General features: G+C 67.8%; 19 protein-coding genes. 6 read left to right on the forward strand and 13 right to left on the reverse strand.

Annotated elements, in window-relative coordinates; translation table 11 throughout:
• Positions 1 to 66: 66 nt before the first annotated feature.
• Genes BLW83_RS11755 through BLW83_RS11770 form a run of 4 tightly spaced genes read right to left on the reverse strand, consistent with a single transcriptional unit; the run spans position 67 to position 5,850 of the window.
• The gene (locus BLW83_RS11755) at positions 67 to 1,473 is read right to left on the reverse strand and encodes an oligosaccharide flippase family protein (RefSeq protein WP_090848416.1); all 1,407 of its coding nucleotides are present in this window, start codon (positions 1,471 to 1,473) and stop codon (positions 67 to 69) included.
• The gene (locus BLW83_RS11760) at positions 1,470 to 2,297 is read right to left on the reverse strand and encodes an SDR family NAD(P)-dependent oxidoreductase (protein ID WP_090848417.1); all 828 of its coding nucleotides are present in this window, start codon (positions 2,295 to 2,297) and stop codon (positions 1,470 to 1,472) included. The genes BLW83_RS11755 and BLW83_RS11760 overlap by 4 nt, the downstream gene beginning before the upstream one ends.
• The gene (locus BLW83_RS11765; protein WP_090848418.1) at positions 2,294 to 3,889 is read right to left on the reverse strand and encodes a GMC oxidoreductase; all 1,596 of its coding nucleotides are present in this window, start codon (positions 3,887 to 3,889) and stop codon (positions 2,294 to 2,296) included. The genes BLW83_RS11760 and BLW83_RS11765 overlap by 4 nt, the downstream gene beginning before the upstream one ends.
• Complete coding sequence (locus BLW83_RS11770) at positions 3,886 to 5,850, reverse strand: acyltransferase family protein (protein WP_090848419.1); 1,965 nt, start codon at positions 5,848 to 5,850, stop codon at positions 3,886 to 3,888. The genes BLW83_RS11765 and BLW83_RS11770 overlap by 4 nt, the downstream gene beginning before the upstream one ends.
• A 368-nt stretch (positions 5,851 to 6,218) precedes the next feature.
• On the opposite strand from BLW83_RS11770, the gene BLW83_RS11775 reads away from it, so the two are divergent.
• A complete protein-coding gene (locus BLW83_RS11775; RefSeq protein WP_090848420.1) occupies positions 6,219 to 6,887 on the forward strand; it encodes a sugar transferase in 669 nt (222 codons plus the stop codon).
• Here the strand turns inward: BLW83_RS11775 and BLW83_RS11780 are convergent, their stop codons facing one another.
• Together BLW83_RS11780 and BLW83_RS11785 are read right to left on the reverse strand one after the other, a co-directional pair.
• A complete protein-coding gene (locus BLW83_RS11780) occupies positions 6,888 to 8,105 on the reverse strand; it encodes a Wzz/FepE/Etk N-terminal domain-containing protein (protein ID WP_090848421.1) in 1,218 nt (405 codons plus the stop codon). It lies immediately after the preceding gene.
• A 4-nt stretch (positions 8,106 to 8,109) separates the two neighbouring features.
• On the reverse strand, positions 8,110 to 8,925 hold the full coding sequence (locus BLW83_RS11785) for a CpsD/CapB family tyrosine-protein kinase (RefSeq protein ID WP_090848422.1): 816 nt from the start codon (positions 8,923 to 8,925) through the stop codon (positions 8,110 to 8,112).
• A 139-nt stretch (positions 8,926 to 9,064) separates the two neighbouring features.
• On the opposite strand from BLW83_RS11785, the gene BLW83_RS11790 reads away from it, so the two are divergent.
• The 5 genes from BLW83_RS11790 (at position 9,065) to maiA (ending at position 14,049) form a co-directional block, all read left to right on the forward strand.
• Positions 9,065 to 10,003 (forward strand): glycosyltransferase family 2 protein, encoded by a 939-nt coding sequence (locus BLW83_RS11790; RefSeq protein WP_425433955.1) that lies wholly within the window; start codon positions 9,065 to 9,067, stop codon positions 10,001 to 10,003.
• A 129-nt stretch (positions 10,004 to 10,132) separates the two neighbouring features.
• On the forward strand, positions 10,133 to 10,624 hold the full coding sequence (locus BLW83_RS11795) for a MarR family winged helix-turn-helix transcriptional regulator (RefSeq protein WP_090848424.1): 492 nt from the start codon (positions 10,133 to 10,135) through the stop codon (positions 10,622 to 10,624).
• Between the two features lie 95 nt (positions 10,625 to 10,719).
• Positions 10,720 to 12,075, forward strand: a complete 1,356-nt coding sequence (hmgA, locus tag BLW83_RS11800; RefSeq protein ID WP_090848504.1) for a homogentisate 1,2-dioxygenase — start codon at positions 10,720 to 10,722, stop codon at positions 12,073 to 12,075.
• A 91-nt stretch (positions 12,076 to 12,166) separates the two neighbouring features.
• A complete protein-coding gene (gene fahA, locus BLW83_RS11805) occupies positions 12,167 to 13,375 on the forward strand; it encodes a fumarylacetoacetase (protein ID WP_090848425.1) in 1,209 nt (402 codons plus the stop codon).
• Between the two features lie 2 nt (positions 13,376 to 13,377).
• The gene (maiA, locus tag BLW83_RS11810) at positions 13,378 to 14,049 is read left to right on the forward strand and encodes a maleylacetoacetate isomerase (protein ID WP_218139125.1); all 672 of its coding nucleotides are present in this window, start codon (positions 13,378 to 13,380) and stop codon (positions 14,047 to 14,049) included.
• A gap of 71 nt (positions 14,050 to 14,120) precedes the next feature.
• Here maiA and BLW83_RS11815 read toward each other — a convergent pair whose 3' ends face one another.
• From BLW83_RS11815 to BLW83_RS11845, 7 genes are all read right to left on the reverse strand, one after another.
• Complete coding sequence (locus BLW83_RS11815) at positions 14,121 to 15,836, reverse strand: FAD-dependent oxidoreductase (protein ID WP_090848427.1); 1,716 nt, start codon at positions 15,834 to 15,836, stop codon at positions 14,121 to 14,123.
• Positions 15,823 to 16,611, reverse strand: coding sequence for an SDR family NAD(P)-dependent oxidoreductase (locus tag BLW83_RS11820; protein ID WP_090848428.1), 789 nt, complete (start codon positions 16,609 to 16,611; stop codon positions 15,823 to 15,825). The genes BLW83_RS11815 and BLW83_RS11820 overlap by 14 nt, the downstream gene beginning before the upstream one ends.
• A 10-nt stretch (positions 16,612 to 16,621) precedes the next feature.
• Complete coding sequence (locus BLW83_RS11825) at positions 16,622 to 17,353, reverse strand: SDR family NAD(P)-dependent oxidoreductase (protein WP_090848429.1); 732 nt, start codon at positions 17,351 to 17,353, stop codon at positions 16,622 to 16,624.
• A 105-nt stretch (positions 17,354 to 17,458) separates the two neighbouring features.
• On the reverse strand, positions 17,459 to 18,574 hold the full coding sequence (locus tag BLW83_RS11830) for a C4-dicarboxylate TRAP transporter substrate-binding protein (RefSeq protein ID WP_177172562.1): 1,116 nt from the start codon (positions 18,572 to 18,574) through the stop codon (positions 17,459 to 17,461).
• A gap of 133 nt (positions 18,575 to 18,707) precedes the next feature.
• The gene (locus BLW83_RS11835; protein WP_090848431.1) at positions 18,708 to 19,832 is read right to left on the reverse strand and encodes a C4-dicarboxylate TRAP transporter substrate-binding protein; all 1,125 of its coding nucleotides are present in this window, start codon (positions 19,830 to 19,832) and stop codon (positions 18,708 to 18,710) included.
• A gap of 62 nt (positions 19,833 to 19,894) precedes the next feature.
• Positions 19,895 to 21,199: a TRAP transporter large permease gene (locus tag BLW83_RS11840; RefSeq protein WP_090848432.1), complete on the reverse strand. Its 1,305-nt coding sequence runs from the start codon at positions 21,197 to 21,199 to the stop codon at positions 19,895 to 19,897.
• Positions 21,200 to 21,202: 3 nt separating this feature from the next.
• Entirely contained in the window at positions 21,203 to 21,709 is a 507-nt protein-coding gene (locus BLW83_RS11845; protein WP_090848433.1) for a TRAP transporter small permease subunit, read from the reverse strand.
• Between the last annotated feature and the right edge of the window lie 51 nt (positions 21,710 to 21,760).

A 21,760-nucleotide genomic window follows, 5' to 3' on the forward strand; every position in this document is an offset into this window, starting at 1 on the left:
CGCGGCCGCGCGTGGGCCGGGCTTTGCACCGGCCGCGATCCATCCGCTCAAGCCGCGCCGCGCCGCCTATGCCGCCCACACCACAAGGATCAGCAGCGCCGCCACGGCCCCCGCGGTAAAAAAGGTCAGGTCATGGACCGGATCCCAGACCCGGTAACGCCGCGCGATCCACACTATCGCCGGATAGGCCAGCATCGCCGCCAGCGCCTGCCCGGCCAGCGCCCCCGGCAGCCCGGCGAAATGGACTCCGATCCAGTAGAACGACAAGAACAGCGTCGCCCGGATCGTGGTCACCACCAGAAACCGCTTGCTGTCGCCGTTGGCCAGCGCCGCCTGATCGTAGCTGAGCATCACGATCTGCGGGATGGTGGCGCAGGCGATCATCGGCAGCATCATCCCGGCCGATTCGTAGCGCGGATCGTATAGCAGCGACACGATCCACGGCCCCAGCGCCGCCATCACCACCAACACCGCAAGAAACCCTCCGGTCAGGCCCCAGTGAATGCGCCGCAGCCGATGCGTCAGCGTGGCCGAGGCATCCTGATGATGCTCGCGATAGACCGGGATCATCAGCTTCCAGATCACCGAGATTGCCAGCAGCAGGGGAAAGCTGGCCAGGAAAAACGCGATGTTGTAGATCCCCAGCTCGTCCAGAGTCAGGTATTTCCCCAGGATCGCGCGGTCGCCCTGCGCGATGCCAAAGCCCACGATGGTGCTGGGGAAAATCCATTTGCCAAAGCTCATCAGCTCGGCCACGGCGCTGCGGTCCCAGCGAAAGCGGTTGCGGTTGCCCGGCAGCATGGTCTCGGCCAGCAGCCAGTGGATGGCGGTGCCCACGACCATGCCGATCACCAGCGCCCAGGCCGACCGCATCACCGCCGCCAGCAGGACCGTCAGCACGATGGAAATCACGCTTGATGTCAGCTCGATCCGGGTCAGCAGCCCCAGTTGCAGGTGGCGGTTGGCCTGTTCCATTCGGGTGGTCAGCAGGCCGTTGATGACCGAGATGAACCCCGCGACCGGCAGATACCACGCCAGCTCGGGCGTGTCGTAGAAATGCGCGATCGGCACGGCCAGCACGATGCAGGCCAGCCACAGCACCAGCCCCCGCACCGCCTGCATGGTAAAGGCGGTATTAAGGAAATCGGGGTCGTCTCCGCGGCGGCTTTGCATGATCGCCGGGCCGACGCCCACGTCCGAAAAATTGTTCAGCCCCTGGATCACCACCATGATCAGCGCCATCAGGCCGAACACCTCGGGAAACAGCAGCCGGGTCAGGATCAGGTTCGACGCCAGCCGCAGCCCCTGCGAGCCGCCAAAGCCCACGATGGTCCACAGCGACCCGCGCAATGCGCGGCGTCCCAGCCCGTCGCCCTGCAACAGGCGCGCCAACCCGCGCCAAGGGCGCGGCCCGGAATCTGCGGGCGGGCCGGGATTGTGGCCCTCGGGTCCGGGGGCTGCGTTTTGCGTCATGACCTGCCCCCACCATCCAGCCGGCGCAGCGGTGTCGGCCGGCGCAGGGTCAGCAGGCGGCGCAGGCGCTGGCGCAGGCCCGGCGGCGGGCGGTGCTCGACCGGGCCGGAAAAGACCATGCCGTGCAGCGCCGGGTCGCAGTCCATCGCCAGCTCGGCGCACCACTCTGCCGCGATCGCGGGCGCCACCCCGCCGGCATGGCCCATCCGCGTTGCCAGAACCGGAGGCATCCATTCGCTGATCACGATCTCGGGCAGCCGGGCCGAGGTTTCCGCAGCCAGCGCCCGCGCCAGTGCCCGCCCCCCGGCCTTTGACACCGAATAGCCCAGGCTGCCCGGCAAGGGCGCATCGCCAGCAAAGCTTCCGACCATCACGATGCGGCCCTTTCCTTGGGGAACCATCTGCGCCAGCGCCGCCATGGCGCAATTCAACTGCCCGACCAGATTGACCGCCAGCACCTGCTGGACCGGCGCATTCGGCTGGGTCAGCACGTCGTGGCGGGGATAGATCGCCGCGCCGGCAATGAGAATGCCCACCGGGCCCAGCTCGGCCTCGATACGCTGAAAGGCGCGGTTGACGGCCTGCTGGTCCGCGACATCGGCGACGACCGGCAGGAAATGCTCGGGCGGGCACAGCGCGGCGGTCTGTTCCAGCTCGGTGCGGCTGCGGGCCAGCCCGGCCACGCGGCAGCCCCGGCGGGCCAGGGCCACCGACAGGAACTGGCCCAGCCCGGCGCTGGCCCCCGTCACCACCACCACGGGGCACAAGCCGGTTTCTGCGTCGGTGCAGGGTATCGTGGCCGGACCCGGCAGCGCGGCGGTCATCGCGCCGCCTCATGTCCGACAGCGTGGCGGGCGGCGATGACCGAGGCCACGCGCAGCGCGTTGGCCGCGATGGTCAGGCTGGGGTTCACCCCGGTCGCCGTCGGCATGAACGAAGCATCCGTCACATAGAGATTATCCAGGTCATGCGCCCGGCAGTCGCGGTCCAGCACGCCCCGCGCCGGGTCGTCGGAAAACCGCAGCGTGCCGCAGGCGTGGCTGTAATTGATCTCGGGTTTGTGGTTGAGAAACAGGATCCGCCCGCGCCCGAAGCGCCGCGACAGCTGGCGGCGCAGCCGGCGGCGGCGGGCCAGCAACTCGGGCGGCAGATCATACCAGAACACCAGATCGTCGGGATTGTCGGGATCAAGGCCGACGCGGTTGTCATCGACGGGCAGATCCTCGACCATCGCCGCATAAAGATCGGCGCTGCCCAGCAGCCTTGCGGCCAGCGCCGCCGGCAACCCCATCGCCGCGCGCAGCCCCGGCACCCGGCGCAGCACCGAGCTTTCCAGCCTCGCGCGCAGCGCCGCAAGGATGAACCCGTATTCCGCGGTGACCCCCAGCCCCTGCACCAGCCCCCAGCGCTCGGGTCTGGCAGCGTCGCCGTCATAAAAATCGCGCAGCGAAAACACCTTGCGCGGGCCTAGCCGCGACAGGCCGCGCGGCGGCCACAGGGCGAACAGCTCGTTAAGGTGGAACATCAGCCCCCGCCCGACCAGCCCGCTGGCATTGGCGCAGCCCTGCGGCCATGATTCGCTGGCCGAGGCCAGCAGCAGCCGCGGCGAGGACAGCGCCCCCGCCGCCAGGACCACCACCGGCGCACGGATGACGCGCAGGCGGCCGTCGATTTCGACCTCGACGCCCTCGACCCGGCGGCCCTGTCCCAGCAGGCGGCGCACCACCGCGCGGTCCCACATCTCGGCCCTGCCGGTGGCCAGCGCCGGCTCGACCCCGGCGGAACGGCCGTCCATCTTGCAGGGCATCGGGCAGCGGTGGCCGATACATTCCCGACAGCCCGGCAGATGGCGGATGGCCAGCGGCGTGCGATAGGGATGCAGGCCGCGACCGCGCAGCCGTGCGGCATGGGCCTCATGCGCGGGGGACAGCGGCGGAGGGGCGGGCAGCGGCGGCGCGCCCGCATCGCCCAGCGGGTCAGCGGTGCCGTTCAGATGCAGCATTTCCTGCGCGCGGTCGAACCACGGCGCGAATTCGTCATAGCCGACGGGCCAGCCGCCGGTGGGATGCGCCATCGCCGCCACGGTTTCCAGATCGCGGCGCGCCGGGCGTTCCATCGCCCCGGCATAGAACGCCGACGTGCCCCCCGGCCCCACCCCCTGAGTCGGCGGCGGCAGGCTGGGAACCCCGCCCACATGCGCGCGGGTGGGGACGGGCCAGCAGCCCAGCAGTTCGCGCGCATAGGGGTCGGTGAGTTCCGTCGCCAACGGGTTGACCGCCCGGCGCGGAGGGGTCGGGCCGCGTTCCAGAAACAGCACCGACAGCCCGGCCTCGGCCAGCGCGCGGCCGGTCAGCCCGCCGCCCATGCCGGCCCCGATCACCACCACATCGGGCGAGAACCCCGGGCGCCAGCTCATGAGCCTGCACGCGCGGCGCGCGACAGCAGCGGCGCGAACAGGTCGCGCAGCATCATGGCGCCGTGGTTGGTCACATGGTTGTTGTCGAAATAGACCACCTCGCCGCCCTGCAACGCGCCACAGCTTTCCGCGTCGCACAGCCGGGGCCAGCCGTCGATCACCCCCACCGCGCCCGCAGCGGCGGCGGCGTCAAAGGGCGCGTGGGCGCGGGCGGCGCGGGCCTCGGCAAGGGGGCGCGGGGTCTCGATCATCCGGGGCGCGACATCGCCCCCGCGGGCCAGCCGGCGCGCGACCACCGCCGAGGCGTAGTCCTGAATCTCGGGCAGCTGGCGCATGACGTGAACCTCTTTCCCCGCGGCGGCAAGCAGATCGAGCGTCCGCGCGACAGCGGTCACATAGGGGTCGGCCGAGCCCGCGTCATCCGCCAGCGTGATGCGGTTCACCCGGTCGCGGCCCGCCCCGGCGCCCTCGGCGTAATAACTCCACCGCGCGACAAGCAAAATGCGGCGGGGGAACTGCGGCAGCGCCTGCATGATGCGATCATTGGCCGCACGGCAGGCGGCGTCCTGCGCGCGGGTCGCGGCGGTTTCCTGTTTCGAGACGCCGAACAGCGGCGGGCAGCCCGCCCGCCAGATCAGCAGCGCGGGCACGCCGGCCTCGGCCGCGGCGAGATCCAGCCCCTCTTTCATCGCGCGGCCGTGGGAATCGCCCCAGACCAGCAGCTCGGGCGGGCCGTCGGGGCCCAGCGCGCAGACCTCGACCCCCGCCAGCGGGCCGGTCGAGGCGGTTGAACAGCGGCTCCAGTCCTGGATGAAATCCTGCGAGGCGCTGGCGTATTGCAGCACCACCGGCGACCAGCGCGCCGGCAGCCCGGCGGTCAGGAACGGCAGCATCCCCAGCGCGATCAGCGCCGCGCTGCCGCCCGCCACGCCCCCCATCAGCCAACGCGCCGGCACCAGGGTCGAATTGCGCAGCGGCTGCTCGACCCAGCGCCACGACAGAAACGCCAGCAGGAACGAGGCCACCGCCAGCGCCGGCCGCAGCCCCGGCGGCGGCTCGTCGCCCCAGATCAACCCGCCAAAGGCGATCAGCGGCCAGTGCCACAGATAAAGCGAATAAGATATCAGCCCCACCGCCACCATCACCCGTGCGGTCAGCAGCCGGCGCACCGGCGTATCCGCCCCGCCCGAGGCGATCAGCAGCGCCGCCCCCGCCACCGGAAACACCGCGAGCACGCCGGGAAACCCCGCCCCCGCGGGCGTCAGCACCACGCTGCCCCCGATCAGCGCGGCACCGGCCCAGGCGGCCAGATGCGCGGCGCCCCCGGTCAGCGCCACACGGCCGCGCGCCAGCAGCACCCCGGTCAGCAGCTCCCACCCCCGAAAGGGCAGCAGAAAGAACGCGGCCGGGTGGTCGTGCCGCGTCATCGCGACGCAGGCGACAAGCGAGGCCGCCGACACCAGCACCAGCCCCGGCCCGACCTTTCGCCAGCGCCACAGCAGCACCAGCAGCAGCGGCAGGACCAGATAGAACTGTTCCTCGACCGCCAGCGACCACATGTGCAGCAGCGGCTTTTCCTCGGCCGCGCCGTCGAAATAGCCGGCGCTGCGATAGAACTGGATATTGGCGGCAAAAAGGGTGGTGGCGACCACGGTCTTGCCCAGTTCGCGCAGGTCGTGGGGCAGCAGCAGCAGATAGCCCGCCGCCATCACCGCCGCGCACAGCACCATCCACGCCGGCGCGATGCGCCGAAAGCGCCGCAGGTAGAACCGGGCCAGCGACACCCGCCCGTTGCGCCCCAACTCGTCCAGCAGCAGCGTGCCGATCAGATAGCCCGAGATGACAAAGAACACGTCGACGCCGACGAAGCCGCCGCCAAGGCCCGGCACCTGAAAGTGAAAGGCCAGAACGGCCAGAACGGCCACCGCCCGCAGGCCGTCGATATCCGGTCTGTAGTTCATGCGTCGATCAACACAGCCTCTGCTGCTCACGGCGGGCACCTCACCCGTTGACCACGCAGACTAGACCAGAGGTCAAGCCCGACTCAACACATCGTTATGAACAACCTTTACGGGAAGTAACGAAACCAGCGAATCAGTATAGCCAGCCCATTAACCATGTGTTAAGAATCCTTAACCGCAACGAGTCAACTGCCTTTATGTATAAATTGCAACGCGAGCGACAACTTGCCAATGTGCAGACGCGTTCCGGTAGAGCCTCGGTGCATCCGGGCGCAAACGGTTGAAAGTATATGTATCTGGCTCGGCCGAATCCCGCCGCGTGAGCCGTGTATATCTTTGGAGAGTCGCCTGATGTTTTGGGGGCAAGTATGAGTATCGAACGGATCGGCGGGGTCGATAGTGGCCCGAACGCCGAACATGTCACGGCGCCGCTCTATCGCTATGGGGGAAAGCGCCTGCTGGACATAACTCTCGTCCTGCTGGTATTGCCCATTCTCGTCTTTACCGTAGGGTTGATCGCCCTCGCGACGCTGATCATCGAACGGCACAACCCGTTCTATTCTCAGCTTCGGGTCGGAAAGGGCGGATCCGCATTCCGTATCTGGAAACTGCGCACCATGGTGCCGGATGCCGATACGCTGCTGGAAAGCCACTTGGCCGCCAACCCCGCCGCACGGGCGGAATGGGATCGCAGCCAGAAACTGACCCACGATCCGCGCATCACGCTTGTGGGGCGGTTCCTGCGCCAGACCTCGCTGGATGAGCTGCCGCAGCTTTGGAACGTGCTGACCGGCGACATGAGCCTGGTCGGCCCGCGTCCGATGATGCTGGACCAGCAAAAGCTGTATCCCTCGAACGCGTATTACCGGCTGCGGCCGGGCCTGACCGGCCCCTGGCAGGTCAGCGCGCGCCACCATTCGGCCTTTGCCGACCGGGCGCGGTTCGACGACGCCTATGATGCCAGCCTGACGCTGCGCGGCGATATCTCGCTGCTGATGCAGACGGTCCGGGTGGTGCTGCGCGGGACCGGCTGCTAGCTAGCCCCGCGTTTTCCGGGGCGCGGTGTCGGGCAGGTCGATCACCGGCCGCAAGCCGGTGATCCGTTCCATCTGCGCCGCCGTGCGGATCACGGGGCGGCGCATTTCCATCAGCAGCGCCAGCGCAATGGCCGCCATGACCGACAGCACCCCGCCGGCCAGCGCGACCTTTTTGCGCTGCGACGAGGTGGGATAATCCGGCGGCACCGCCCGTTCCAGCAAGGTAAAGGAATCCGACACCATCGAGCTGTCGCGCCGCTGCTGGCTTTCGGCGGCGACGCGCCGGCTGGCGATGCCGGCCAGCTGCTCGCGCAGCGATTCGCGGTCGCGGTCAAGCGCGGCCAGCTCTGCCTCGGCGGTCACGCTTAGCCGGGCGGTGTCCTCGATCTGCGTGACGCGGGCCTGCAAGGCTTCGCGCTGGGTTTCCAGAACCGCGATCTGCCGTTCCAGATCGGCCGCCGCCTGCCGTTCCAGCGCCGAGCCGCGGTCGCTCGCCGACGCCTGCTTGCGCCGCAGCGCCACCAGTTCGGCGTCGATGTCCCGGATCGAAACGCCAAGTTGCAGCAGCTCTTCGGCCCGGTTGTGCAGCCCCGTGGGCAACACGTCGAAATTGCGGCGGCGATAGTCGGAAATCCGGCCGTCCACCCGGGCAATCTGCTGCTGTAGCCGATCTTCTTCGTGGATGAAGAACGCGGCGGTTTCCTGCACCCGCTGCTCGACGATCTCGACGTTCAGCTGGACCAGCTGGGCGGCCAGGTCATTGGCCAGCGTGGCCGCCAGATCCGCCGATTCGGCGCGCGCGATCACCTGCAACAGGCCCATCGCCGGTTCGACCCCATAGACGGGCGCGCGCTGGCTGACGGGCAGGATTTGCAGCATCTCTCGCAGCCGCGCGACCTTTTCGTTGTCGGTGGCCGACAGGTCGGCAAACAGGCCGTAGTCCTGGATGATCTGCAACAGATGGTCGCGGCGCATCAGCCGCGCCTCGATCTGTTCCAGCCAGGCCGAGCTGGCCAGGCTGGTGCGCGCGTCGTTTTCCGGGTTCACCGATTGCAGGTTGTCGATCTGAAGCAGCGCCGAGGATTCGTAGCTGTGCGGCTGCATCAGCGCGATCTGCACCGAGGCCGCCGATCCGACGATCAGAACCGCGCCGGCCACCCAGCGCGCGCGCCACAGCGCCGACAGCAAATCGCCCGGGGTTCGCACCGTATGCAGCATCGCCTCAGTTCCGTTTCGGGCGGCGCCACCAGCGCCGCGTGGTGTCTTCGGCCCGGTTCAGCACCAGCCCGACCAGCCGGGATTTCCCTTCAAGCGCGCGTTCGCAGCGTTGCAGGTCGTCGCGGGTGGTCCTGGTGCCGTCCGCGACCAGCAGGATACCGTCCATCGCCGGCAGGATCGACAGCGCCGCATCGCCTTCGGTCAGGGGCGGCAGGTCGATCAGCATGATGTCGGGTTGCAGCATCCGCTCGATCTCGTCCAGTGCCTCGCGCGCGCTGTGTTCGCCCAGCACGCTGGCCGGCGCGGTGCTGCGCTGTTCGTTCAGCACCAGCGCCAGATTGCCGGCCACGCGCAGCGGCTGCACCATCGGGGCGACCTCGCCCATCAGCACGGGCACCAGCGGGCCGGGGGCGCGGATGCCGAAACGCCCCGACAGATCCGGACGCGCCAGATCCAGGTCCGCCAGCACCACCCGCGCGCTTTTGCGCCGCGCGATGGCGATGGCCAGGTTGGCCGCGACATGGGACACCCCGGCGCCCCGATGCGCGCTGGTGACGGCGATGCGGGTCAGCCCGTGGTTATGCGCGGCCTGCAACAGTTCTGTGCGCAGCAGGTCAAACGCGGCCGAGGGATCGCCGTCCGGCTGGCTTTCCGAATAAAGCTGATGTTCCCGCAGCACGCTGCGGTCCACCTGCACCGAGGGCAGGCGCTGCCAGTTCAGCGAGATTTCGGTTTCCGTCAGGTGGCGACGGGTCTCGGGCTGCGCCAGCGCGACCGGCAGCTGGGAATCCTCGATTTTCTGAGTCGGCCTTGCCCGCATCCCGTGCCCCGCGCCCGTTTCGACTTCACCTCATAAGGAGAGAACAGTAGGATCGAAAGCGCGAACAGGCCAGAACCGGGGCAATATGACCGATTTTACGCAATCTTTGTCCGATCCCGCCGCCTGTCGTGCGGGCGCTGTGGTCATTGGTCGCAACGAGGGGCCGCGGCTGGCCGCCTGCCTTGCCTCGCTGGGGTCCGAGGCGGCGGCGCCGATCGTCTATGTGGATTCCGGCTCGACCGACGACAGCCTGGACATCGCCCGCCGCGCGGGGGCGGATGTGGTGGTGCTGGACCCCTCGGTGCCGTTCACGGCGGCGCGGGCGCGCAATGCGGGGTTCGCGCGGCTGATGGCCGGGCCGGACGCGCCGGCGCTGGTCATGTTCATCGACGGCGATTGCGAACTGGTCCCGGGCTGGCTGGCGCAGGCCGTCGGGTTTCTGGACAGCCACCCGCAGGTCGTGGCGGTCGCCGGGCGGCGGCGCGAACGGTTCCCCGACGCCTCGATCTATAACCGCCAGTGCGAAGACGAATGGAACACGCCGCCCGGCCCCGGCACGCCGTTCGGCGGCGACGTGCTGATGCGCTCTGCCGCGCTGAGCGCCGCGGGCGGCTATCGCGACAGCCTGATCGCGGGCGAGGAACCCGAGCTTGCCCTGCGGCTGCGCCGCGCCGGCGGCGAGATCTGGCGGATCGACAGCGACATGACCCGGCACGACGCCACGATGCACCGGCTGGGGCAGTTCTGGTCGCGCGCAGTCCGCGGCGGCCACGCCTTTGCCGAAGGCGCCGCCCTGCACGGGCGCGGCCCCGAACGCCATTACATCCGCGAAACCCTGCGCGCACTGGTATGGGGGTTTGCGCTGCCGCTGACGATCCTGCTGCTGGCGTTGGTGGACCGGGGCTTTCTGGTGCTCTTGCTGCTCTATCCGCTGCAATTCCTGCGGCTTTCGCGGCGCATGGGGCCGCAGGCCGCCGGTCTTTCCATGCTGGGCAAATTCGCCGAGGCAAACGGCGCGCTGCGCTACTGGCTCAACCGGCTGCGCGCCCGGCAAAGCCGGATCATCGAATACAAATAGCCGCCGTCTTTCGCCCGCCGGACCCCGCGACCTTGGCGCAGCTTGACGGCAGCGGATCGGTTCCGGCATCACCGGCATGACATTGTTGCGTTTGAAATCTTGCCGGATTGTCTGTCACGGGGCCATTGCATGAAACTGGAAGCCTTTTTTCCGTATCGGATCGCGGTCACGGCCGAGGCGTTCTCGCGCCAGCTGGTCGCCGTCTATGGCCGCACCCACGGGCTGTCGCGCGAGGAATGGCGGCTGCTGTTCCTGCTTGAGGACGCGGGCAAGCTCGATTCGCTTGAGCTGGCGCAGCGGACCTCGCTGGACAAGGTGCAGGTCAGCCGCGCCGCCACCCGGCTTGAGGCCAAGGGGCTGATCACCCGCGCGGTGCTGGGGTCGGACCGGCGGCTGCGCGACTATCGCATCACCCCCGAGGGCGAGGCCCTGTTCACCCGCGTCTTTGCCGAGGTCGAGGCCCGCGCGCAGGAAATCCTGGACGCGATGCCCCCCCATGACCGCGAGGCCCTGACCCGCGGCATCGCCGCGCTCGACCGCGCCATCGCCGCCGTCACCCACCCCGAAACCGGCCACGGCACCAGCTTTCCCCGGCCGGGGGGCACTGGCACCGGAACCTGAACCGCGGACCGAGCACCCCCACTCGGGCCTTGACATCGTTGCCGACGCAACGGCATATCGTTGCAACAGAAATGATCTGCTTCGGGGGAACCAGCATGACCACCCATGAACTGCCGAAATCCATGGTGCGCGCCAGCGTCACCACCGGCACGGTCGCAGGATACATGCCGGGTTTCGGCAATGATTTCGAAACCGAGGCCCTGCCCGGCGCCCTGCCCCAGGGCATGAACTCGCCCCAGAAATGCAACTATGGGCTTTACGGCGAACAGCTTTCGGGCACCGCCTTTACCGCCAACCCGCCCGAGCGGACCTGGTGCTACCGCATCCGCCCGTCGGTCCGCCACTCGGCCCGCTATGACCGCATCGACGTGCCTTACTGGAAATCGGCGCCGAACGTGCTGCCCGATATCACCTCGCTGGGGCAGTATCGCTGGGATCCGATCCCCCATTCGACCGAGCCGCTGACCTGGATCACCGGGATGCGCACGATCACCACGGCCGGCGACGTAAATACGCAGGTCGGCATGGCCAGCCATGTCTATCTGGTGACCGAATCGATGGTGGACGACTATTTCTTTTCGGCCGACAGCGAGCTGCTGGTCGTGCCGCAAGAAGGCCGGCTGCGCTTTGCGACCGAACTGGGCATCATCGACCTTGAGCCCAAGGAAATCGCCGTCATCCCGCGCGGCCTCGTCTATCGGGTCGAGGTGCTTGAGGGCCCGGCGCGCGGCTTCGTCTGCGAAAACTACGGCCAGAAATTCGAGCTGCCCGGCCGCGGCCCGATCGGCGCCAACTGCATGGCCAACCCGCGCGACTTCAAGGCCCCCGTCGCCGCGTTCGAGGACCGCGAGGTGCCCTCGACCGTCACCGTGAAATGGTGCGGCCAGTTCCACCGCACCAATATCGACCAGTCCCCGCTGGACGTGGTGGCATGGCACGGCAACTACGCGCCGTTCAAATACGACCTGCGCAGCTATTGCCCGGTCGGCGCGATCCTGTTCGACCATCCCGACCCGTCGATCTTTACCGTGCTGACCGCGCCGTCGGGGGTGCCGGGGACCGCGAACATCGACTTTGTGCTGTTCCGCGAACGCTGGATGGTGATGGAAAACACCTTCCGCCCGCCGTGGTATCACAAGAACATCATGTCCGAGCTGATGGGCAACATCTACGGCCAGTATGACGCCAAACCGCAAGGTTTTGCGCCGGGCGGCATGAGCCTGCACAACATGATGCTGCCGCACGGGCCGGACCGCGAGGCGTTCGAAAATGCCTCGAACGCCGATCTCAAGCCCGAGAAATACGAAAACACCATGTCCTTCATGTTCGAGACCCGCTTTCCGCAGCAACTGACCGAGTATGCCGCGAAAGAGGCCCCGATGCAGGAAGAATACATCGACGTGTGGAACCAGCTCGAAAAGAAATTCGACGGCACCCCCGGCGTCAAGTGACCGCGCGCCGGGGCTGAGCGCCCGTCTTTCCCATCATTTTTCCTCTGCGCCCGCCCGGGCGCCGAGGTCATTTCATACGCGAGGACCGACCATGGCTGCGACGCTGAAAAGCCGGGTGGCATCCGCCAATGCGGCGGGCTGCGAATTTCCCATCCAGAACCTGCCTTACGGGGTGTTTTCCGTGGACGGCGGCGCGCGCCGCTGCGGGGTCGCCATCGGCGACATGATCCTGGACCTGGCCGCCTGCGAAGGCAGCGGGCTGATCGACGCGCGCGGCACGTTTTCGCGCCCCCAGCTGAATGACTTCATCGCCCTCGGCCGCGAGGTCTGGACCGCCACCCGCGCCCGGCTGACCGAGCTTTTGTCCGAAGCCGCGACCGAACCGCTGCCGCTGGTTCCCATGGCCGAGGCCACGCTGCACCTGCCGATCCGGGTGACCGAATTCACCGATTTCTATGCGTCCAAGAACCACGCGTTCAACGTGGGCGTGCTGTTTCGCGGCCCGGAAAACGCGCTGCCGGCGCAGTGGACGCATATGCCCATCGGCTATAATGGCCGCGCCTCGTCGGTGGTGGTGACCGGCACGCCGATCCGCCGTCCCATGGGGCAGGTGCGCGGCGAATCCGGCCCCGAATGGACCGCCTGCCGTCGGCTGGATCTGGAACTGGAACTGGGCGCCATCGTCGGTGCCGACAGCACCATGGGCCAGCGGGTCAGCGTCGAGCAGGCCGAGCAGATGATCTTTGGCTATGTGCTGCTGAACGACTGGTCGGCGCGCGACATCCAGGCGTGGGAATACCAGCCGCTGGGTCCGTTCCAGGCCAAGGCGTTGGGGACCACCATCGGCGCATGGATCGTGACCACCGACGCGCTGGAACCATTTCGCAGCCAAGGCGCGCCCCGCGACAACGACATCCTGCCCTATCTGCACGAAACCCGCCCCGGGTTTTACGACCTGACCGTCGGCTGGACGATGAACGGGCAGCAGATGGCCCGCACCAATTACAACGTGATGTATTGGTCCAGCGCGCAGCAACTGGCGCATCACACCGAATCGGGCTGCCCGATGCGGGTGGGCGACCTGCTGGGCACCGGCACGATTTCCGGCCCCGCCCCCGACCAGACCGGCGCGCTGCTGGAAATGACCCAGGGCGGCAAGACCCCGGTGACGGTGAACGGACAGGCCCGCACCTTCATCGAGGACGGCGACGAGATCGGGCTTTACGCCCATGCCGACGGCCCGGGCTATCGCATCGGCTTTGGCCCCTGCGCGGGTCGGGTCGTGCCGGCGGCGGAATGATCATGGCGGCGACCGAAACCGGGGGCGCGCGGGTGGTCCTGCACGACTATTGGCGGTCGTCCGCCGCCTATCGGGTGCGGATCGCGCTGGCGCTGAAATCCGTCGCTTATCAGCGGGTGGTGGTCGATCTGGTGGCGGGCGACCAGCGGGCGCCGGCGCATCTGGCGCTGAACCCGCAAGGGCTGGTGCCCGCGCTGGAAATCGACGGGCTGGTGCTGACGCAATCGCTGGCGATCCTTGCCTATCTGGACGAAACCCGCCCCGACCCCGCGCTATTGCCGGCCGATGCTGCCGCCCGCGCAAGGGTGCGCGCCATCGCACTGGCCATCGCCTGCGAGGTGCACCCGGTGTCGAACCTGTCGGTGCTGGCGCGTATCGAGGCGCTGGCCGGCGCGGATGCCCGCAGCGAATGGAACCGCGACAATATCAGCCGCGGGCTGGCAGCGGTCGAGCGGCTGCTGGACCACCCCGGCTTTACCGGACGTTTCTGCCACGGCGACCGGCCGGGGCTGGCGGATTGCACGCTGATTCCGCAGCTTTACAACGCCAGCCGCTGGGGCGTGGGCTTTGACCACCTGCCCCGCATCAGCGCGGTGGCGCGGGCCTGCGCGGCGCATCCGGCATTCCTTGCCGCCCACCCCGAGGCCGTGGCACCACGCGCGCCCGCCGCCTGAACCGACCACCCCGTTTGCCACGAAAAAGGCCCGGAGGATCGCTCCGGGCCTTTTTGCTGTTGGCACGCCGCTCAGCCCTTGCCGGCCGCCACCTGCCCGATGACATAGCCGAATGTCAGCGCCGGCCCCAGCGTGATCCCCGGCCCCGGATAGGCCCCCGACATGATCGAGTTGATGTCGTTGCCGCAGGCGTAAAGCCCCTCGATCACCCGGCCCTTGCGGTCCTTGACCTCGCCCCGCCCGGTCACGTCCAGCCCCATCGAGGTGCCGATGTCGCCCGGAAAGATCTCGACGGCGTAGAACGGCCCTTCAAGCGGGCGCAGGCAGGGGTTCGGGGCGTTTTCCGCGTCCCCCAGATACCGCTGATAGGTGGTCGAGCCCTTGCCGAACTCGGGGTCTTCGCCCCGCGCCGCCGCCGCGTTGAAACTGGCGACGCTGCGTTCCAGTCCCTGCGGGTCGATGCCGCACTGGCTGGCCAGCTCGGCCAGTGTCGCGGCGCGTTTCAGATAGCCGCTGGCGATGTGCTTGCCGATCCGCGCCGGGAACGCGTGCGCCGCGCCCAAGCCATAGCGGCGCACCGCCCGGTGATCCGCGATCAGCCAACCCGAGCGCTGCCCCTCGGCCAGCAGCCGGGCAATCAGCCCCTGCACGAAATCATGGTAGCTGGCGGATTCGTTGACGAATCGCCGCCCGTGATGATCGACGGCGATCACCCCCGGCTTGGCGCGGTCAAGGAACAGATGCGGGAACGGCCGTTTCGTCCCGTCCGGGTTCGGCAGCAGCGACACCGGCGTCCAGAACCCGCCGTTGCTGTTGCTTTCGACGAACCCCGCCCCGATGGCCTGCGCCGCCGCGATGGCGCCGCCGGTCCCCGCGACCGGAGACATGGAATAATGCGGCAGCCCGCGTTTCACGTGGTCAAAGGTCTCGCGCCGGCGGGCGGCATCGTGGGGATAGCCGCCGGCGGCCAGCACCACCCCGTGGGTGGCGGTAATGCGGCGCACGCCCTTGGGGCTGTTGACCTCGGCCCCCGTCACGCGGCCGCTGTCGTCGCGGATCAGCGCCAGCAGCTCATGCCCGGTGCAAAGCGGAATGTTCAGCGCAAACACCGTCTCGGCCAGCCGGCCCGACACGGCGGCGCCCATCACCAGCCTTGTGTTGCGGCCGCGCATCACCCGGTCCAACGCGTATTTCGCCACGGTTTTCGTCGCATAAAGCGCCGATGTCACCGAACGCCCCATGCGCAGGAAATGATAGATGTCGGGACGGCCCAGAGGCATCCCGCCAAGGATGGTGAAATCGGGAAAAGGGGGGCGCATCCGGCCCAGTTCGGCCCCCAGCCGGCGGCCGTCATAGTCCAGCGCATCCAGCGCCCGCCCGCCCTCGGTCGCGCCCTCGGCATCGGGGTGATAGTCGGGCGAGACCGCACGATGCGACAGCTTCAGCGCGGTCTGGTCGTTGAAAAACCCGATGGCCTCGGGGCCCTTGTCCAGAAACGCATCGACCAGTTCCGCGTTGAACAGGTTGCCGGTTTCGCCCTGGATATAGCGGCGCGCGGCATCGCGGCTGTCGGTCATGCCGGCGGCAGCGGCGATGGGGTTGCAGGGCACCCAGATCGCGCCGCCCGACACGGCGGTCGAGCCGCCGAACAGGTCGGATTTCTCGATGATGACCGGGTTCAGCCCGTGGTGGCGGGCCGAGATGGCGGCGGCCATGCCGGCCGCCCCCGATCCGATCACCAGCAGGTCGCAGCTGTCCGGCAGCTCGGGTGTGTCAGGCCGGCGCATGGATCGTCTCTTCTCGCGGATAGCGGCCCATCGCCCAGCCCCCATCCACCGCCAGCACCTGCCCGGTGACAAAGGACGCTTCGTCCGAGGCAAGGAAACGCACGGCCCGCGCCACGTCCTCGGGCAGTCCGGCGCGGCGCAGGGGTGCGCCGTCGATCATCTGGTGGCGGCGCCAGGCTTCGGTGCGGATACGCTCGGCCGTCAGCGGCGTTTCGATCAGCCCCGGCGCCACCGCGTTGACGCGGATGCCGTTCGGGCCGAAATCATTGGCCATCTGCCGGGTCAGCCCGATCACCGCCGCCTTTGACGCCGAATAGCCGCAGGAATTCTGCGCCCCGATCAGCCCAAAGATCGAGGCGGTGTTGATGATCGCCCCGCCGCCGCTGCGCATCATCCGTTCCACCGCCCAGCGCGACAGCCGGAACAGCCCCAGCACGTTGATTTCGTAATAGCGGGTGAAATCCTCGTCCGAGGTGTCCAGCGCATGGGCGCCGCGGGCAACGCCGGCGTTGTTGACCAGAATATCCAGCGACAGGCCGGCCGCGTCGATGGCCGCCCCGATCTGGTCGGGCAGCGCCGGGTCGGTCACATCGCCCTGCACCGCGGTCACATTCGGGCTGGCGGCCAGCGCGGTGATGCCGTCCGCCTCGCGGTCCACGGCGACCACATGGGCGCCGGCGGCCAGCAGCGCCTGCGCAATCGCGGCGCCGATCCCCTGCCCCGCGCCGGTGACGACGGCGGTGCGGCCGGCAAGGGTGGTTGGTTCCAGTGTCATCCTGCTCTCCTCAAAAAGCGGCGGTGCCGCCGACCGAGCGGCCGCCGTCAACGATCAGCACCTGTCCGGTGACGAATTCGGCGCGCGGGTCGGCAAAGAATGCGACGGCATGGGCGATATGTTCGGGGGCACCCAGCTTGCCGGTGGGTTGCTGGACGCGCAGACCTTCAAGCCCTTCGGCGCGTTCCAGCAGCATGTCGGTGGCGATCACGCCGGGCGCCACCGCGTTGACGGTGATCTGCCGGGCCGCTAGTTCCAGCGCCAGCGCCTTGGTGAATCCGGCCACCCCGGCCTTGGAGGCCACATAATGCGCATAGTTGCGCGCACCAAACGCCGCGCGCGAGGCCAGGTTCACGATGCGCCCGCCCTCGGGCAGCACCCGCGCCGCCTGCTGGCACAGGGTGAACATGGCGACCAGATTGACCTCATACATGACGCGGAAATCATCCGGCGTCAGCTCGTCGAAATCGCGGGTGTTGAAGATGCCGGCGTTGTTGACCAGCACCGCCAGATTTTCCGCCCCGTCGATCAGCCGCTGGGTCGCGGCGGGGTCGGTGATGTCCAGCACCTCGGCGCGGGCGGACAGCCCGGCCTCGGTCAGCTGGCGCACGGTCTCGGCCGCGCCGTCAGCCGAGCGGTCGGCGACGATCACGGCATGGCCGTCTTCGGCCAGCCGCCGGGCGATGGCCCGCCCGATACCCGAACCGGCGCCCGTGACGATGGCGGATTTCACGATGGACATTGAAAGTTACCTCAGCTTGCGAACGCGTTCCGCCCGGCGCGGCAGACCCGGGGGAACCGGGTCGGGATGCCCGGGACGAAAGCGTCGTCCCGGGCCTGTTGCAGGTCACAGCGCGTGGCTGTTTTCGTCGATCTTTGCAAAGATCTCGGCGTGGATCAGTTCGGCCACGGCATCGACGTCAGAGCGGTCGATACCGGCCAGCAGGTCGATCCACTTCTGCTCAAGCTCTTGGTATTGCTTGGCGATATCCGAGGGGTCGGCGACGTTATAGGTCGTCTGCGTGAACTCGGGATAGGTGGCCGCGACGGTCTGGCGGAACGATTCCAGCGTGTCGAGCAGCGACTGCTGCGGCTCGTTGACCTTGGTGCCGGTGGCCTCGGCCTGATCCAGCGCCTTGTCGGCTGCGGTTTCATAGCCGATCTGCTGGGTCGCGATGCCGCGAGCCGTCACGTCAAGGATCTGGCGGCGCGCCTCGGGGCCGATGTCGTTCCAGAAATCCTTGTTGTATACGTAGCTTACGCCCATGCCGGTTCCCAGACCGATCTTCGTGACCGAGCGGATCACCTCGCCCAGCCGGGGGCCGGTCACCAGATTCGTCGATTCGATCAGCGCGCAGTCAAGCGAGCCGCGCTCAAGCCCCGAATAGACGTCATTGATCGGCACGGACACCGGCACCCCGCCCAGCGCACCGGCGAATTCGTTCTGCGCGCGCCCGTTGGTGCGGAATTTCGTGCCGCGCGCGTCCTCGGCGCTGACGACATCCTTCATGCAGGCGAACAGATAGATCGGGGTCGAATAGCCGCCAAGGGCCACGGTGTTGTGCTGGGCGTATTCGTCGATGAAACGCTGATCGAACATCAGCAGCTCGGTGAACGCCAGCGAGATCGCCATCGGATCGCGCGCCAGAAACGCCAGATCGTTCATCAGCCCCGACAGCGGCAGTTCCGACGGCGTATAGGATGCCGCAACCAGCCCGATCTGGGCCACGCCGTCACCCACGCCGCTAAGCGTCGTCAGCGGCGGCAGCAGCGAGGCCGAGGTGTGCAGCTCAAAGTCCACCTTGCCGCCGGTCGCGGTCTTGATGTCCTCAAGATACGGCACATAGGCGTCCTTGGTCAGGATATGGCCCGGGTCGAGCCAGGTCGAGGCAAGATAGGTGTCGGCCTGCGTTGCCGTTGCAAAGGCAACAATCGAGGCAAAGGACAGCAAATACTTTTTCAAGTTCATACTCCGTAACCAGATTGGGGCGAGCATCGCCGGGGGCGCTTGTGTCGCGTCACGCCCGGCTGCCGGGTGGGGTGCTGTCCGGGGCGCGCGGGGTCGCCGCGCGCGCGCGCCCCGGACACGCCAAGGCTCACAGCCCGTAGCTGTTCTCGTCGATCTTGGAATAGATCTCGGACGCAACCAGCGCGGCCACCGCATCGACGTCGTTGCGGTCCACCCCGTCCAGCAGGCCGCGCCATTTTTCCTCAAGCGTCAGGTATTCCTGTGCCACGTCGGTCGGGTCGGCGATGCCGCGGTCGGATTGGGTGCGCTGCGGATAGGTCTCGATCACCTTGGCGCGGAACGCGGCCAGCGCGTCGACCAGGCTCTGGTCCGGCTCGTTAAAGGCGGTGCCGCGGGCGCGGGTCTTGTCCAGCGAATCCTGCACCGCGGCTTCGTAGCTGATCTGGGTCAGCGCGATCCCGCGGGCGGTCAGGTCCAGGATCTTGCGGCGCGCCTCGGGGCCGATGTCGTTCCAGAAGCCCTTGTTATAGACATAGGTCATCCCCAGCGAGGTGCCCTGATCCAGCAGGGTCAGCGAGCGGGTGACCTCGCCGAACTTGGGTCCGTTTTCCAGGTTGGTCGGATCGCCCATCGTGCAGTCGATCGACCCCCGCTCAAGCCCCGAATAGATGTCGGTGCTGGGGACGGACACCGGCACCGCGCCCAGCGAGCTGATCCATTCGTTCTGCGCCGTGCCGGCGGTGCGGATCTTCTTGCCGCGGATGTTTTCGGTGCTGGTGACGTCGGACATGCAGGCGAACAGATAGGTCGGCGTCGAATAGGCGCCCAGCACCACGGTGCCATGCTGGCCATATTCGTCGATGAACCGCTGATTGGTCATCGCGATCTCGGTCAGCGCCAGCGAGGTCGCCAGCGAATCGGTCGCGGTAAAGGCCAGGTCGTTGATCATCCCCGACAGCGGCAGCTCGGACGGCGTATAGGCCGCGGCGACCAGCCCCAGCTGCGCCACCCCGTCGCCCACGCCCGACAGCGTGGTCTGCGCCGGCACCAGCGCCCCCGAGGTGTAAAGCTCGAAATCGACGGCGCCGTCGGTCGCGGCCTTGATGTCCGCCAGATAGGGGACATAGGCGTCCTTGGTCAGGATGTGGCTGGGCTCCAGCCAGGTGGATGCCTGATAGGTGTCGGCAGCGGCGCCCAGTCCGACGGTGGCAACGGCCAGCAGCGAGGCGGCGGACAACAGGTATTTCCTCATGGTCTCTCTCCCTTGGGTATTGGTGAATCGGGTGGCGGGGCGGCCGTGGGGCCGCCGCCGCGCTATCTCTGCATCAGACCGGGCAGCCACAGCGTGATGATCGGGAACAGCAGCAGGATCGCCAGCGTCACCATGTCGATGACGATGAACCAGGTGGCGCCGCGGAAGATCTCGCCCAGCCGGACCTGATTGCCCAATGCCGACTTAATGACGAACACGTTCATCCCCATCGGTGGTGTCACCAGCCCGATTTCCAGCAGCTTGACCACGATGATGCCGAACCAGATCAGGTTGACGTCATGGGCAATCAGCAGCGGCCCCAGCACCGGCAGGGTCAGCAGCATGATCGAGATGGATTCGAGGAACGCCCCCATCACGATGTAAAGCACGCAGATGAACAGCAGGACCTGCCAGGTCTCGAAGCCGTCAAAGGCGCCGATGATCCAGGTCGGGATCGTCGCCAGCCCGACAAAGCGCGAAAACAGCGCAGCCCCCAGCATCACCACAAAGATTTCGGCGGTGGCGGCGGCGGTTTCGATCACCGAGCGGCGAAAGATGGAAAAGCTCATCCGGCGGCGCATCACGGCAAGGACCAGCGCCAGGAACGCCCCGGCGGCGCCGGCCTCGGTCGCGGTGACGATGCCGGCGAAGATGCCGCCCATCACGCCGATGATCAGCACCGGCAGCGGCCAGGCATCGGCGATCAGCGCGCGCTTTTCCTCGGGCGTGACCTCGACCTTGACCGCGGGGGCCAGCGTCGGGTCCAGAATCGCGCGCACGGTGATCAGCGCGATGAACATCGCCGCGGTCAGCAGGCCGGGAATGATGCCGGCGACGAACAGCGCGTTGATCGGGGTGTTCAGGATGATGCCGAACACGATCATCAGCACCGACGGCGGGATCAGCGCCCCCAGCGTCCCCGAGGCCGCGACGCAGCCCGTCGCCAGCCCCTTGTTGTAGCCCGCCTTCAACATTTCAGGCGAGGCGATGCGCGCGAATGCCGCCGAGGTCGCCACCGACGACCCCGAGGCCGATGCAAACAGCGCCGAGGCCACCACCGTCGAGGATGCCAGCCCCCCGGGCAGCCAGGTCAGCAGCACCCGCGCCGCGCCGAACAGCCCCTTGGTCAGCCCCGCCTCGACCGCGATAAAGCCCATCAGCAGGAACATGGGGATGGCCGACAGGTTCCAGTCGCCGATCAGGGTAAAGGGGACCGCCTTGACGATGCCCACCGCCGGCTTCCACCCCATCATCGCCCAGATGCCGACAAAGGCGGTGCTGCCCATCGCCGCCCCGATCGGCACGCGAATGCCGATCAGCCCCAGCAGGATGGCAATGCCCAGAAAACCGATTTCGATCCGTTCCATGACTTACAGCCCGTGCGAGAATTCGTGGTCGCCGCCATTGCCGGAGCGGTCGAGGTTGAAGATTTTGAGGATCAGGATCAGGCAGGCGATGCCCAGGCCGACCGGCAGCATGAACTTGGCCGGCCAGGTGGTGACGCGCCACAGCCCGTCCACCGTTTCGTTCACGCGCCAGGCGCGCATCGCCACATCCCAGGAAAACCAGCCGAAACCGGCATAGAACAGCAGCGTGAAGACCTGGCCGCATTTGCGCATCAGCCGCTGCAGGGCCGGGCCGACCTGATCATAGACCAGATCTACCGAGATCGCCGAGCCGCGCGCCTCGATCCAGGCCAGGGACAGGAACACGCAGGCGATCATGTAGTAGTTCGCCACCACCTCGGCGGTGCTGGGGACCGGCTTGTGCAGCAGGTATTTGCCCAGCACGTCGGCCATGACGTGGAACATCATCAGCCCCACCGCCACCCCGGCGATCAACCCCAGCACGCGAGTCAGCCAACTGATTGCACGCATTTCCGCTATACTCCCCTTCGGCAGCCGGCGCCCGTGGCGCGGTCGCCGCCC

The organism is Paracoccus alkenifer (genome assembly GCF_900108405.1).
Lineage (GTDB): Bacteria > Pseudomonadota > Alphaproteobacteria > Rhodobacterales > Rhodobacteraceae > Paracoccus > Paracoccus alkenifer.

Coding starts and splice junctions, on each gene's coding strand:
- BLW83_RS11755 (WP_090848416.1), bottom strand. CDS start 1,473: ATGACGCAAAACGCAGCCCCCGGACCCGAGGGCCACAATCCCGGCCCG.
- BLW83_RS11760 (WP_090848417.1), bottom strand. CDS start 2,297: ATGACCGCCGCGCTGCCGGGTCCGGCCACGATACCCTGCACCGACGCA.
- BLW83_RS11765 (WP_090848418.1), bottom strand. CDS start 3,889: ATGAGCTGGCGCCCGGGGTTCTCGCCCGATGTGGTGGTGATCGGGGCC.
- BLW83_RS11770 (WP_090848419.1), bottom strand. CDS start 5,850: ATGAACTACAGACCGGATATCGACGGCCTGCGGGCGGTGGCCGTTCTG.
- BLW83_RS11775 (WP_090848420.1), top strand. CDS start 6,219: ATGAGTATCGAACGGATCGGCGGGGTCGATAGTGGCCCGAACGCCGAA.
- BLW83_RS11780 (WP_090848421.1), bottom strand. CDS start 8,105: ATGCTGCATACGGTGCGAACCCCGGGCGATTTGCTGTCGGCGCTGTGG.
- BLW83_RS11785 (WP_090848422.1), bottom strand. CDS start 8,925: ATGCGGGCAAGGCCGACTCAGAAAATCGAGGATTCCCAGCTGCCGGTC.
- BLW83_RS11795 (WP_090848424.1), top strand. CDS start 10,133: ATGAAACTGGAAGCCTTTTTTCCGTATCGGATCGCGGTCACGGCCGAG.
- hmgA (WP_090848504.1), top strand. CDS start 10,720: ATGACCACCCATGAACTGCCGAAATCCATGGTGCGCGCCAGCGTCACC.
- fahA (WP_090848425.1), top strand. CDS start 12,167: ATGGCTGCGACGCTGAAAAGCCGGGTGGCATCCGCCAATGCGGCGGGC.
- maiA (WP_218139125.1), top strand. CDS start 13,378: ATGGCGGCGACCGAAACCGGGGGCGCGCGGGTGGTCCTGCACGACTAT.
- BLW83_RS11815 (WP_090848427.1), bottom strand. CDS start 15,836: ATGCGCCGGCCTGACACACCCGAGCTGCCGGACAGCTGCGACCTGCTG.
- BLW83_RS11820 (WP_090848428.1), bottom strand. CDS start 16,611: ATGACACTGGAACCAACCACCCTTGCCGGCCGCACCGCCGTCGTCACC.
- BLW83_RS11825 (WP_090848429.1), bottom strand. CDS start 17,353: ATGTCCATCGTGAAATCCGCCATCGTCACGGGCGCCGGTTCGGGTATC.
- BLW83_RS11835 (WP_090848431.1), bottom strand. CDS start 19,832: ATGAGGAAATACCTGTTGTCCGCCGCCTCGCTGCTGGCCGTTGCCACC.
- BLW83_RS11840 (WP_090848432.1), bottom strand. CDS start 21,199: ATGGAACGGATCGAAATCGGTTTTCTGGGCATTGCCATCCTGCTGGGG.
- BLW83_RS11845 (WP_090848433.1), bottom strand. CDS start 21,709: ATGCGTGCAATCAGTTGGCTGACTCGCGTGCTGGGGTTGATCGCCGGG.